Origin of the sequence: Geobacillus vulcani PSS1, assembly GCF_000733845.1 — a bacterium.
Taxonomy (GTDB): Bacteria; Bacillota; Bacilli; order Bacillales; family Anoxybacillaceae; genus Geobacillus; species Geobacillus vulcani.
Map to the genome: position 1 here is coordinate 1,396,539 of NZ_JPOI01000001.1, position 12,895 is coordinate 1,409,433.

Annotated in this window: 12 protein-coding genes; 11 read left to right on the forward strand and 1 reads right to left on the reverse strand. The window is 56.2% G+C overall.

Going from position 1 to position 12,895, the window contains the following annotated elements; all coding sequences use genetic code 11:
- The first annotated feature begins 25 nt into the window (after window positions 1-25).
- From N685_RS0107450 to N685_RS0107465, 4 genes are all read left to right on the forward strand, one after another.
- Complete coding sequence (locus N685_RS0107450) at window positions 26-1,201, forward strand: helix-turn-helix domain-containing protein (protein ID WP_031407197.1); 1,176 nt, start codon at window positions 26-28, stop codon at window positions 1,199-1,201.
- Window positions 1,202-1,319: 118 nt separating this feature from the next.
- Window positions 1,320-2,687, forward strand: coding sequence for a PepSY-associated TM helix domain-containing protein (locus N685_RS0107455; protein WP_031407199.1), 1,368 nt, complete (start codon window positions 1,320-1,322; stop codon window positions 2,685-2,687).
- Window positions 2,688-3,035: 348 nt separating this feature from the next.
- Complete coding sequence (locus tag N685_RS0107460; protein WP_031407201.1) at window positions 3,036-3,263, forward strand: YuzF family protein; 228 nt, start codon at window positions 3,036-3,038, stop codon at window positions 3,261-3,263.
- 17 nt (window positions 3,264-3,280) lie between these two features.
- Window positions 3,281-4,180, forward strand: coding sequence for a manganese catalase family protein (locus N685_RS0107465; protein WP_031407203.1), 900 nt, complete (start codon window positions 3,281-3,283; stop codon window positions 4,178-4,180).
- A 144-nt stretch (window positions 4,181-4,324) separates the two neighbouring features.
- Here the strand turns inward: N685_RS0107465 and N685_RS0107470 are convergent, their stop codons facing one another.
- Window positions 4,325-5,248 carry a LysR family transcriptional regulator gene (locus tag N685_RS0107470; protein ID WP_031407205.1) on the reverse strand — a complete coding sequence of 308 codons (924 nt, stop codon included), beginning with the start codon at window positions 5,246-5,248 and terminating at the stop codon, window positions 4,325-4,327.
- 222 nt (window positions 5,249-5,470) lie between these two features.
- On the opposite strand from N685_RS0107470, the gene hpaB reads away from it, so the two are divergent.
- The 7 genes from hpaB to hpaE all read left to right on the forward strand — a co-directional run bounded on the left by hpaB (window position 5,471) and on the right by hpaE (window position 12,868).
- Complete coding sequence (gene hpaB / locus N685_RS0107475; protein WP_031407207.1) at window positions 5,471-6,949, forward strand: 4-hydroxyphenylacetate 3-monooxygenase, oxygenase component; 1,479 nt, start codon at window positions 5,471-5,473, stop codon at window positions 6,947-6,949.
- A 269-nt stretch (window positions 6,950-7,218) separates the two neighbouring features.
- Window positions 7,219-8,202 (forward strand): 3,4-dihydroxyphenylacetate 2,3-dioxygenase, encoded by a 984-nt coding sequence (gene hpaD / locus N685_RS0107480; RefSeq protein WP_031407210.1) that lies wholly within the window; start codon window positions 7,219-7,221, stop codon window positions 8,200-8,202.
- Window positions 8,203-8,362: 160 nt separating this feature from the next.
- Entirely contained in the window at window positions 8,363-9,280 is a 918-nt protein-coding gene (gene hpaI / locus N685_RS0107485) for a 2,4-dihydroxyhept-2-ene-1,7-dioic acid aldolase (RefSeq protein WP_031407211.1), read from the forward strand.
- Window positions 9,281-9,377: 97 nt separating this feature from the next.
- Window positions 9,378-10,157: a fumarylacetoacetate hydrolase family protein gene (locus N685_RS0107490; protein WP_031407213.1), complete on the forward strand. Its 780-nt coding sequence runs from the start codon at window positions 9,378-9,380 to the stop codon at window positions 10,155-10,157.
- Window positions 10,154-10,891, forward strand: a complete 738-nt coding sequence (locus N685_RS0107495) for a fumarylacetoacetate hydrolase family protein (RefSeq protein WP_031407215.1) — start codon at window positions 10,154-10,156, stop codon at window positions 10,889-10,891. Before N685_RS0107490 ends, N685_RS0107495 begins: the two co-directional genes overlap by 4 nt.
- A 59-nt stretch (window positions 10,892-10,950) precedes the next feature.
- Complete coding sequence (locus N685_RS0107500; protein ID WP_031407217.1) at window positions 10,951-11,343, forward strand: 5-carboxymethyl-2-hydroxymuconate Delta-isomerase; 393 nt, start codon at window positions 10,951-10,953, stop codon at window positions 11,341-11,343.
- Between the two features lie 13 nt (window positions 11,344-11,356).
- The gene (gene hpaE, locus N685_RS0107505) at window positions 11,357-12,868 is read left to right on the forward strand and encodes a 5-carboxymethyl-2-hydroxymuconate semialdehyde dehydrogenase (protein ID WP_031407219.1); all 1,512 of its coding nucleotides are present in this window, start codon (window positions 11,357-11,359) and stop codon (window positions 12,866-12,868) included.
- Window positions 12,869-12,895: the final 27 nt, after the last annotated feature.

The following is a 12,895-nucleotide window of genomic DNA, read 5'->3' on the forward strand; positions in this document are numbered from 1 at the left end:
AGTGGGGATGCGGGGGAGGATGGGGATGTCGAAGGAATTAAACGATCATTTGCTTCGTTTGCTGCATGAAGCGGCCGACATCTTGCATAGGTATGAGGGGGAATTGAACCGGGAATGGGAGCGGATCGGTGAAGCGCTTGGCAAGCGGAATGCGCGGGTTCAAGAGGTGTTTTCCGCGCTTTGCGAATTCGTTCAAGCAAGATTGCTCCCGTACGGGGGCGAGCATCCAACGGATGAGCAGCTCGAACGCATCGGAGCGTTTCATCCGGAGATGATCATCTTTTCTTTGAATGTAATGGAAAATACGGTTCATCAAGTGCTGAAGGCACATGCGCCAGGGGCATCCGCCTTGCACCCGGCCGTGCGGTATTTGTTTTTCAAATGGAATGAATGGCTGTTGTATGAAGTGAATGAACAATCATTCAAAATCAGCCGCGATTCTGCTTGGAAAACAGAATCATTGTGGAAAGATGCCGTCATTTTGTTCAACGAATGGATTTTGCGGGCGCAGACGTTGGCGGAATCGGCCATGCATATTTGTTTTGGTTTCTCCTATTTTCTTCCTTTCAACCGCTGCGCGCTGTTTCAATTTGTCAATCAGGAGAGCACAGCCATCGGTCTGTCCGGACATGGGGTGGACCATGAGCAAATTCAGCGTTTGCGCGTGGAATTGGACAATATTCCGATGTTGAAAGAAAGCGTGGGAAAATTGAAAGCGGAAGTGCATGAATTTCGCCATTTTCGTCCCATTTACGTGCCGAGGGCAGCCGAACAGTTTCCAAAGGCATATGTCGAGTCATTCGATTTGGCCTCGCTGGTGATCGTTCCGGTGTATGTGCCGACAGAGGGGCGAATGATTGGGGGCGTCGTTCTCGATCGTGGACCAGGCTGTTTCTTTGAGGTTGACCGCCGCCTGTTTCCCGCGCTGATGAAACTTGGCCAAAGCGCGGGGGAGTTGCTGCTGAAATGGATCGAGGCGCCAAAAAAAGAATGGGAAGGAATGACGGAATCCTTGTCGCCAAGAGAAATGGAGATTTTGAAGCTGCTTGCGGACGGAGCCTCGACATTGGAAGCAGCCTGCCAGCTTTATTTGAGCGAATTTACAGTGCGGGATTACATTTCGAGCGCCTTAAGGAAACTCAACGCGAAAAATCGGACGGAAGCGGTGGCGAAGGCGCTGCGTCTCGGGCTGATCGGATGACGAGCGGGATCGATGGGCCCGCTCCATCTGATTTCACAAGATTTTCACCGATTGCTCACCGGTTGGACATTCTTTTGTTCTATACTCCTTGCTGAAAAACAAAGCAGGAGGGAAAACCGTGGAACAAGCAGCGAAACCGGTGGACAGACAGCGGTCGATGTACATGGCGGTCTGGAGGTGGCATTTTTATGCCGGCATTTTCTTTGCGCCTTTTTTGATCATTTTGGCGCTGAGCGGGGCCGTCTATTTGTTTAAGCCGCAGATCGAATCAGCGCTGTATGGCCATTTGTATGAGGTGGACAGGATCGGTGAAAAGCGGCTGCCTTTGGTTGAATTGACGGAGCGGGTCAAAGAGCAATATCCGCATCACCCCATCGTCTCTGTGACGCTCGAGAAAGAAGCGAATCGGACCGTGAAAGTAGGAATGATGGACAAAGGAGAAATGGTGTTTGTCTTTGTCAACCCGTATACCGGGGAGATTCAAGGGACCTTGCGCGCGGATGAGAATTGGACGGAAATCGCGAAAAAAATTCACAGCGAGCTGCTCATTGGTGGGACGTTGGCCAACCGCTTTGTGGAGCTGGCGGCTTGTTGGGGGTTTATTCTGTTGGCGACCGGGCTGTATTTGTGGTGGCCGCGGCAATCATTCTCTATTTTCGGAACGTTTTGGCCGCGCTGGCGGGCGAAAAAACGTTTGGCCTGGCGTGACTGGCATGCAGTGACAGGCATATGGCTGAGCATCGGGATTTTGTTGCTCATTGTGACGGGCATGCCGTGGACGGGTGTCATGGGGGAGGTCATCAACCGCGTGGCGACGGCGACGAACACTGGTTATCCACCGTTTGCATTCAGCTTCGGGCCGAAGCCGGAATCGAAGGTGGTCACCAAAGAGGTGGCGCAAGATGTGCCGTGGGCGACCGAGCAACTGCCGGTGCCTTCTGTTCATACACACAACACGACCTCGTTGTCGCTCGATGACGTGTATGCGATCGCGGAGGAGAAAAAGGTGAAAAAGCCGTTCACGATTTCGTTGCCGCAAGGCCCAAAAGGGGTGTTTACGGTGGCGACGTCGAAAACCAAGCCGTGGGATAACGCCACCTTGCACATTGACCAATATTCAGGCCGGGTGCTGAGCGATGTTCGCTTTTCCGACTATGGCGCATTGGCCAAAGCGATCACGATTGGCATTGCGTTTCATGAAGGACGGTTGTTTGGCCTGGCGAACCAGCTGATTAATCTCGTTTTTTGCCTTGGGCTCATCGTTTTGGCCGTAAGCGGTTGGGTCATGTGGCGCCAGCGGAAGCCAAAGGGATTAGGAGCACCGGCGCGGGTGCGGGACCCACAAACGGTGAAAACCGTCTGGGGCGGGATGATCGCCGCCGCCATTGTGATGCCTTTGTTTGCGTTGTCTCTCTTGTTCATCTGGCTGTTTGACCGCCTGATCGTTCCGCGTGTACCGAAACTGCGCGAGTTTTTAGCGGCTTGACGGGGGCGCGACGGTTGTTTGCCGGCAGCGAAATCGAAGGATATGACGGCCATTGCCCCTGACGCCGCGCGTCCGTTGTTTACGGGAGATTCTAGTATAGCTTCGAGAAGGGCTAAACCGCTGTTTTCCCTAATCGCTCGATGACTTGTACTAAATGCGGAAGGGTTTTTCTATTTGAGAAACGATCCCGAGAAGCGGTTGCGCGAGTCAATCATCAACTTCCAAGACTCTCTGGCGGCGAAGGAAGATTTTGGCCTTCGCCGCTTGATTTTGTTGTCATGTTTGGGCGCCGGTGTCATACGTATCATAAAGGAGCCATTTTGATTTTGCGCAAAGGAGGAACCACGCGTGAACCAACCGTATGCCTCCCCGCAGCTGTTCGCGCTCATCGACCCGTATGTATACCATACCTTGCAAGGCGTGCGCGGCCAAGAGGTGGTGGTGGAAACCGTCCGCGGCTCGATCCAGGGGATCGTGAGGGATGTGAAGCCGGATCATCTCGTTATTGCCGCGCATCAAGCGGTTTATTATGTCCGCTTGGCGCAAGTCGTTTCCGTTCGCCTCGGCCATAACTGAAAGAGGAGGGAAAGGCGGTGGTCTTTCAGCGGATCGACCGGTTGGCGATTGAGTTGCCGAAGCCGAAGTACGCAGACCCCAATGCGGCGGCGGCCGTGCAGGAGCTGCTTGGCGGGCGCTTTGGGGAAATGTCGACGTTGAACAATTATTTGTTTCAGTCATTCAATTTTCGGCAAAAAAACAAGCTTCGCCCGTTTTACGAACTGGTGGCAAGCATTACTGCCGAAGAGTTCGGCCATGTCGAGCTCGTGTCCAACGCGATCAACCTTTGCTTGACCGGCTCCACCCATCCGGGTGATCCGGATACAGCGCCGATGAAGGAGGCGAAAGACAAGCGCAATACGTATCATTTCATCGCCACGGCGCAGACGGCGTTTCCCGGCGATTCGATGGGGAAGGCGTGGACGGGAGAGTACGTGTTCAACAGCGGCAACTTGATTTTGGATTTGCTTCATAACTTTTTCCTTGAGTGCGGAGCGCGCACGCATAAAATGCGCGTCTATGAAATGACCGATCACCCGACGGCCCGCGAGATGATCGGCTACTTGCTCGTGCGCGGGGGCGTTCATATTTTAGCGTATGCGAAAGCGTTGGAAGTGGCGACCGGCGTGGATGTGACGAAGATGCTCCCGATCCCGAACTTGGATAACCGTGTGTTCGACGAGGCGAGAAAGTATGAGGACCAAGGCGTCCACCGCCGGCTTTACACGTTCAGCGATCGCTATTACCGAGAAATCGCCCGCATTTGGCAGGGCACGCATCCGAGCGATGGCCAGCCGCTCGAGGTGGTGGAAGGAGCTCCCCAAGGAGGGACGATCCCGGATTTGGACGAAGTGCCGGAAGAATTCGCCCCAGGGATTTCGGCGGAAGACTTTTTCGAAATAGCCAAGCGGCTGCAGCGATCGGCCGGATTGTGATTGGGCGCCCAATGGCGCCTCATTTTTTGCAAAGCCGGTCATTGACTAGAATCGTATCGTTCCTTTCCCTTGGTTCCGCAAACACATCAACGAAAAGCCCAGCCCCATTGACTAGAATCGTATGGGTTCCTTTCCCTCCCGAGTCTACGATCGAAGAAGCGGCCCGCTCTCTTTCGGTTGTCCGCTGGCGGCAATCGTTTGGAGCACATCTAGGAAGCGGCGGGCGCTTTTCGGCAAATACCGTTGTCGGTCGAGGATGGCGGCGGCTTCTGCGGTCATCGACGAGTCGATGATCTCGAATACGTCGATGCCGGGGAGGCGAAATAAGGCCACGGTCGATTGCGGCACAATGGTGGCTCCGAGGCCTTGGGCGACAAGGGAAAGCAAGATCGTCGCATCCGGGCATTCGCATAAGACGTTTGGTTCAAAGCCGTGGCGGCGGCATTCCTCGATGACCCGCTCGTACTGTCCGGCGCCATGCACCCGGTGAAGAAGGAGAAGCGGCCAATCCGCAAAATCGCGCATGCATAGCGCGGTTCGCCCGTTTTTCCATTGCGCCGGCAACACGCCGACATAACGCTCGCTCGCCAGATGGATGACGTCGTAATGAGCTGCATCCATCGGCAGGCGGACGATGCCGATGTCAATGTGCCGCTCTTGAAGCAGCTGGCAAATGGAAAACGTATCCCCTTCCCGAAGATGGAAGGTCACGTTCGGAACTTGTTCGTGGAAGTGACGGATCGCTTGGGCCAAATAGGAAAAACACGATTTGACGCAGCCGATCGACAGCGTTCCCGCCGTTCCCTCTTCGATTTCTTTCACTTCCGCTACGGCGTCATCAAGCTGGCGCAGCAGTTGTTTCGCCTTTTCGTAAAACGCTTTGCCCGGTGGGGTGAGCTCCATTTTTTTCGCCTTCCGGTCAAACAAAAGAACACCGAGCTCTTCTTCGAGCTGCTTCAGCTGCTGGCTGAGCGGCGGCTGGGCGATGTGAAGCTTTTGCGCCGCTTTGGTGATTTGCCCCTCTTCGGCAATCGTGACGAAGTATTTCAGCTGTTTTACATCGATCATGGGTTTGTCTCCTTTCGTTCGCGGACTCTCTTTCGGTTTTTGGGAAATGGCGCTCGTAGGGAAAGGGGAATGCCTGCCGCGTCCGCTTGTATACATTTTTCATATAGGTTCGTTTATTGTTTTTGTATTTTTCATATATGAAATCATATGTTATATTAATTTTGAACATTCTGAATAAAAGCGCTTCCTTAGCTATTATACCCGAAAACGGAGGGGATGAAAATGCCGGCCAAAACAGGAAAGGAGTATATGGAGCGGCTCAAGCAGGCGAAAAGCAGCGTGTACATCCACGGGGAAAAAGTGGAGGATGTCACCGTTCATCCCGCGTTCCGCAACGTCGTCCGCTCGATGGCGGCGCTTTACGACCGGCAATACGAAAAGCCGGAGAAGATGTTGTACCGGTCGCCGACAACCGGGCAGCTGGTCGGGATGACGTTCATTCAGCCGACTACGATTGACGAGCTCATCGCCCGCCGCGAGGCGACGCAAGAGTGGGCGCGGATGTCGGCCGGAATGATGGGGCGCTCGCCTGATTATTTGAATGCCGAAGTCATGGCGATGGGCATCGCCAACGATTTGTTTGCCGAAGACGATCCGATGTTTGCCGAAAACGCGAGAAACTATTATGAGTACGCGCGGGAACACGACATCAGCTTGACGCATACGCTCATCCATCCGCAAATGAACCGCGCCAAGGCGCTACACGAACAAAACGATGCCGATGTGCCGCTTCACTTGGTGGAACGGCGCAAAGACGGGATCATCGTCAGCGGCATCCGCCTGTTGGCGACACAAGGCGGGATCACCGATGAAATTTTAGTGTTTCCCTCGACCGTGAAAAAAGCGACATCCGGCGAAGACCCATATGCGCTTGCCTTTGCCATTCCGAATAATACGCCAGGCGTGAAGTTCATTTGCCGCGAGGCGTTTGACTACGGGCGGAGCGCGTGGGATCATCCGCTGGCATCGCGTTTTGAGGAAGGCGATGCGATCGTTTCGTTTGAAAACGTGTTTGTGCCGTGGGAGCGCGTGTTTGTGTGCGGCAATTCATCGATTTGCAACCGGACGTTCCGGGAAACGAACGCAGTTGTTCATATGTCCCATCAAGTCGTGGCGAAAAACATCGTCAAAACGGAGTTTTTGCTTGGCGTCACCCTTTGCCTCATCGAAGCGATCGGCATCGGCGAGTTCCAGCATGTGAAAGACAAAGGAGCGGAAATCATGCTCGTCCTCGAGACGATGAAAAGCCATTTGTACCGGGCCGAGCACAATGCGAAACGAGACCGTTGGGGAACGATGACGCCCGATTTTGCCGCGCTCGATGCCGCGCGCAACTGGTATCCGCGCATTTATCCGCGCTTGGCGGAGATCATCCGCATTTTAGGGGCATCGGGGTTGATGGCGATTCCGACGGAGGCGGATTTTCAGCACGAGGAAATTGGCGACATCGTCCGCCGGGCGATGCAAGGGGCGACGGTGGACGGCTATGAACGCGTCCAGCTGTTCCGGCTCGCTTGGGATCTCACGATGAGCGCGTTCGGCGCCCGGCAGACGCATTACGAATATTACTTTTTCGGCGACCCCGTTCGGATGGGGATGGCGTATTTCGATGGCTACGAAAAAGAGCCGTATAAACAGTTCGTGCGCGAATTTTTGCGCGGCGCCAAAAGCGTGTTCATTCCGGCTGACAACAAGCATTGACCGTTCATTCGAACGTTCGCAAACACGGTTGGGGGAACAGCGGAGGATGCGCGGCTGCGGCGCTTCCTAAGGTTGCCGCCGCTCGAAAACAGGCGTTCAGTGGCGCGCAAGCCGGGCGGATTTGGGCGTGCTGCGAGATGTTTGAAGTGAAAGGATTTGGCCAGCAACAAGGAAGGAGTTGTTTCATGTTCGCCAGCGGAAAAGACGGCTTCTTTCTGTCGGCCGCCCAACTCTGGATGAAGGAATGTTGCGAAAGGGGGAAGAGAGCGATGGCATTTTCCATTATTCGCTGCGCCCGCGCGGTGTTGCATGTGACCGATTTGGCCGCCGCCCGCGATTTTTACGAACGGGTGCTTGGGTTTGTCGTGACGGAAGCGGATGAAGATCATCTGTATTTGCGGGGACTTGAAGAATATCATCATCATAGCCTTCTCTTGAAAAAGGCGCCCCGCCCTGCGGTCGAAGCGCTTAGCTACAAAGTCGGTTCCGAGCAGGAATTGGAAGCGCTTTATGAATGGTTTGCGGCGCAAACGCTGCAGCCGAAGTGGCTCGAAGCGGGAAGCCAGCGCGCCGTCGGCAGGGCGTTTCGCGTGCAAGATCCGTCCGGACTGCCGCTTGAGTTTTTTGCCCATATGGAGAAAACCGAGCGGTTGTTGCAGCGGTATGACTTGTATCGCGGGGCCCGCGTGCAGCGCATCGATCATTTCAACTGCGCGGTGACGGATGTAAAGAGCGCATATGACTTTTATGTCCGTGGTCTGGGCTTTGCCTGCTCAGAGTATACGGAAACAGAGGATGGGAAGCTTTGGGCGGCATGGCTGCACCGGAAGCAAAACGTCCACGATTTGGCGCTGATGAACGGAAAAGGGCCGCGCCTTCACCATATTGGGTTTTGGCTGCCGGATCCGCTCAGCCTGATCCATGCGTGCGATGTGCTGGCAGCGGCCGGATATGCAGCGAACATTGAACGCGGGCCGGGCCGTCACGGATTGTCGAATGCCTTCTTTGTCTATTTGCGCGATCCGGATGGCCATCGAATCGAGCTGTACAACGGCGATTATTTGACGAGCGACCCCGATTTTCCGCCGATCCGCTGGGATTTGGATGATCCGCGACGGCAAACGTTCTGGGGCCATGCGGCGCCGGACAGCTGGTTTGAAGAGGCGTCCATCGTCCTTGACGTTCACAGCGGCCAACCGGTCGAGCCGAACGAACCAACATTGGCGAAGCGGAAACCGACCTTCCTGATTTAGAAAGCTGATTTCATCCATCGTTCGTTCTTGACCAAAACATAGCATTTCAGGCGGTTTCTCTATGATAAAATAATATATGATTTTATCGTTGATTTCGTATATGATCATATGTAAAATATAAACAAGATTCAGAAAAATGAAGGCGATAGGGGGCAAGGGGATGGCATACCGCGAAGTGAAAGAACGGCTGCGCGGCTCGATCGCGCCGGTCGTCACGCCGTTTGATGAAGAGGGAAACGTTGATGTGGCAGCGTTGACGGCGCTCATTGACTGGCATATCGAAAGCGGCACACACGGCATTTCGGTGACGGGAACATCAGGAGAACCGAGCTCGCTGACGCTGGAAGAACGAAAGCAGGTGATGGAAGCGGCGAAGAAGGCGGTCGCCGGGCGCGTGCCGTTCGTGCCGGGGACGGGGTCGACGAACCATGCGGAGACGATCGAGCTGACGAAATTCGCCCAAGAAATCGGGGCTGATGCGGCGATGGTCATCGTCCCCTATTACAACCGTCCATCCCAACAGGCGCTGTACAAGCATTTTAAGGCGGTGGCCGAGGCGGTCGACATCCCGATCATCGTCTACAATATCCCTGGCCGGACGGCGGTCAATTTGGAGGTCCAAACATTGGCGCGGCTGGCCGAAGATTGTCCGAACATTATCGGCGTGAAAGAGTCGAACAAAGACTTTGAGCACGTCAACCGGGTGCTATGGCATTGCGGGCGCGATTTTCTGCTGTTTTCCGGCATCGAGCTGTTGTGCTATCCGATGCTGGCGATTGGCGGCGCCGGGTCGATCAGCGCGACGGCGAACGTCGTGCCGCAGAAAGTGGCCGAGCTGCACGACGCTTGGTTTGCCGGCGATGTCAAGCGGACGCAAGATCTTCATTTTGAATTGATGGAACTCAATGATGTGCTGTTTATCGAAACGAACCCGGGCCCGGTGAAAGCGGCGCTCGGCATGATGGGGAAAATCACTCCGAAGCTCCGGCTGCCGCTCGATTTGCCAAGCGAAGAGAACCAGCGGAAAATCCGCCGCACGCTCGTCAAATACGGGTTGCTGGCCGAGACGCCGCAATGAGCGCGCTTGCTGAGGAGGGTGGGTGGAGTGATCCTTGCCGGCTGGGATGTAGGGAAGCGTCGGCGTTGGTCATCGATATGAAAGGGGGAGGGCGATCATGAACGTGCGGTTGCGCTTGTCTGGCCGACGGCATCTGTTCGAGGCGAAAGTGGATTGGCGGAGCAGAACGATGACGCTGGAGGGACGGACAGCGCCCATTGACGAATGGGAGTGGGAGGCGCCGGACGTTGGCGCTATGTATGGGGTGGCGCTTAATGACCGATGGGAATGGGAGGGGATGGCCGAGGCCATGACCGCTCCGCCGTACGAGCAACCACCAAAAGGGCCTGTGCTGTATATGAAGCCGGCGAACACTATCAACGCCCATCGCCGGCCGGTCGTTCTCCCGCCCGGTGTCCAACGGCTTCGCGCCGCCCCGGCGATCGGTCTGGTTATCGGGCGAACCGCCGCGCGCGTGCAGCGCGAGCAGGCGCTCGATTTTGTATTCGGTTACACGATCGTCAATGACCTGTCGATTCCGCACGAACAGCGGTACCGACCGGCGGTGAAGGAGCAGGCGCGCGACGGGTTCACTCCGGTCGGCCCTTGGGTGGTGCCGAAAGAGGAAACGGTGCCGCTGTCATCGTTAATGGCGCGCGTATATGTCAATGGTCAGCTCGTTCAGTGCGCTGATCTCCGCCGGTTCCGGCGCCCGCCTGAACAATGGCTGGCCGAGGTGACCGAATTTATGACCCTTTACCCGGGCGATGTGCTGTTTTTTAGCTGGCCGGCTGACGCGCCGCTCGTGGCGGCAGGAGATGTGGTGCGCATCGAAATGGATGGAATCGGTGTGTTGGAAAATAGGATCGTTGCCGAAGAAGGGGGAGGAGGGGCATGAAGCGGGCGCGCGTAGCGTGGAACGGAACGGTGACCGACGCGGTGCCGCTTGACGACGGCCGCCTTCTGCTGCCGGATGGGACGATTGCCGCTGAGAGCGACGTCATCTGGCTTCCCCCGGTCGAGCCGCGCACGATCGTGGCGCTTGGATTGAATTACGCCGATCATGCGGGGGAACTGTCGTTTGCCGCGCCGAAAGAGCCGCTTTTATTTTTCAAAGGGAAAAACACGCTCATCGGCCATCGCGGCCGAACCGTTCGCCCCAACGGCGTCAACGTGATGCATTATGAATGCGAGCTCGCGGTCGTCATCGGCCGTCCGGCCCGCCGGGTAAAAGCAGAGCGGGCGTACGACTACATTTGCGGTTACACGATTGCCAACGATTACGCTGTTCGCGACTACTTGGAAAATTATTACCGACCGAATTTCCGCGTCAAAAACCGTGACCGAACGACGCCGCTCGGCCCATGGATCGTCAGCCATGAGGAAGTGGGCGATCCGATGGCGCTTCGTTTGCGGACGTATGTCAATGGGGCGGTTGTGCAGGAAGGGGATACGGGCGATATGATCTTTTCGATCCCGTATTTGCTCGAGTACATCACCGAATTCATGACGCTCGCGCCTGGCGACCTGATTTTGACCGGCACGCCGAAAGGGGCGGTGAACGTCCAGCCCGGCGACGAAGTGGTGACGGAAATCGAGCGCATCGGCCGGCTCGTCAATTACATTGAATAGCAGGCAGCGCCCGGCAGAAAGCGTGGTATCGGGCGTTCAGAGCGAAAGGGGAGAGGATCGTGCCGCACTTTGTCTTAGAATACACGGCCAATCTCGGCGAAGAGGCCGATATTCGCGGCTTGCTTGAAAAAGTTCACCGTGTGCTGATCAAGCGGAGCGATTGGTTTCCCGTCGGCGGCATCCGCTCGCGCGCCATTCGGCTTGACGAGTACTATGTGGCTGACGGGGCCGAAGACGATGCGTTTGTGCACGGGACGCTGAAAATTGGCGCCGGGCGTCCGGAACAGGTAAAAAAAGAAGTCGGCGACGAGCTGTTTGCCGTGATGAAAGACCATTTCGCCCCGCTGTTTGCCAAACGCTATTTGGCGCTGTCGCTTGAGCTGTATGAATTCAGCGAGGCGGGGACGTATAAACACAACAACATTCATGCGCGTTATCGGGCGCAGCAGTGATGGGGGGAAACGAATGGCAGTGCAACCAAAAGTGCTTCATTATATCAATGGGCAGTTTGTGGAAGGGGCAGCCGGTCTGTATTTCACCAATATCAATCCGTTTACGAACGAACCGATCAACGAAGTGGCCGAAGGACGAAAGGAAGACATCGACGCGGCGGTCCGGGCGGCGAAAGAGGCGTTTGATCACGGGCCGTGGCGGACGATGCCGGTGGAGCGGCGGCTTCGTTATCTGTTTCGCATCGCGGAGTTGATCGAACAGCAGGCGGACGACATCGCCTATTTAGAGGCGCTGGATACCGGCATTCCGATCAGCCAGGCGAAAAAACAGGCCGCCCGCGCGGCGGAAAACTTCCGCTTTTACGCGGAAATGGTGAAAACGCGCCTTGTCGGCGAAGCGTACCACGTCCATGGTCAGTTTGTAAACTACACCGTCCACAAGCCGGTCGGCGTGGCGGGGCTCATCACGCCGTGGAATACGCCGTTTATGCTCGAGACATGGAAAGTCGCTCCAGCGCTGGCGACTGGCAACACGGTCGTCTTGAAGCCGGCCGAATGGTCGCCATTGACGGCGAATAAACTGGCGGAAATCATCGATGAAGCCGGGCTGCCTCGCGGGGTGTTCAACGTCGTGCACGGGTTTGGCGAAACGGCGGGCGCCGCGTTGGTCGCCCATCCGGACGTGCGCCTCATCTCATTTACCGGCGAGACGACGACCGGCATGGACATCATCCGCAACAGCGCCGCGACGTTGAAAAAAACATCGATGGAGCTTGGCGGCAAGTCGCCGCTCATCGTGTTCGCCGATGCGGATCTCGAACGGGCGCTTGATGCGGCCGTTTGGGGTGTATTTTCGCTCAATGGCGAGCGGTGCACGGCCAACTCGCGGCTTTTGCTCGAGCAGTCGATTTACGACGAATTTGTCGCCCGGCTGAAAGAGCGCGTCGACCGCATCGTCATCGGCGACCCGATGAACCCAGCGACCGAACTGGGGCCGCTTATTCACCGCGATCATTGGGAGCGGGTGAACCGCTATATAGACATCGCCAAGCAAGAAGGGGCGGACGTCTATGCCCCCAGTGTTCCGAACGGGTTGGAAAACGGCAATTTTGTGCCGCCGACGCTGCTGCTGAACTGCCATAACGGCATGAAGGTGGCGCAGGAAGAGATTTTCGGACCGGTGATGGCGGTCATGTCCTTTGCGGATGAAGAAGAGGCGATCCGGCTGGCGAACGCTGTGAAATACGGATTGGCGGCATACGTCTGGACGAACGATCTAAAGCGCGGCCACCGCGTCGCCCAAGCGATCGAAAGCGGGATGGCATGGGTCAACTCGCCGAACGTCCGCGATTTGCGCATCCCGTTTGGCGGGACGAAATACAGCGGCATTGGCCGCGAAGGCGGGCATTACAGCTTTGATTTCTATACGGAAGTGCAGGTCGTCCACGTCGCGGTCGGCGACCCGCCGATTCCCGCGTTCGGCAAGGGGGAGAAACGGACCGCCTTGTCTGCCGAACAGGCATGACGACTAGTCAACCTATATGATCTAGTA

Coding starts and splice junctions, on each gene's coding strand:
- N685_RS0107495 (WP_031407215.1), top strand. CDS start 10,154: ATGAAGCGGGCGCGCGTAGCGTGGAACGGAACGGTGACCGACGCGGTG.
- hpaB (WP_031407207.1), top strand. CDS start 5,471: ATGCCGGCCAAAACAGGAAAGGAGTATATGGAGCGGCTCAAGCAGGCG.
- N685_RS0107450 (WP_031407197.1), top strand. CDS start 26: ATGTCGAAGGAATTAAACGATCATTTGCTTCGTTTGCTGCATGAAGCG.
- N685_RS0107490 (WP_031407213.1), top strand. CDS start 9,378: ATGAACGTGCGGTTGCGCTTGTCTGGCCGACGGCATCTGTTCGAGGCG.
- hpaD (WP_031407210.1), top strand. CDS start 7,219: ATGGCATTTTCCATTATTCGCTGCGCCCGCGCGGTGTTGCATGTGACC.
- N685_RS0107470 (WP_031407205.1), bottom strand. CDS start 5,248: ATGATCGATGTAAAACAGCTGAAATACTTCGTCACGATTGCCGAAGAG.
- hpaI (WP_031407211.1), top strand. CDS start 8,363: ATGGCATACCGCGAAGTGAAAGAACGGCTGCGCGGCTCGATCGCGCCG.
- hpaE (WP_031407219.1), top strand. CDS start 11,357: ATGGCAGTGCAACCAAAAGTGCTTCATTATATCAATGGGCAGTTTGTG.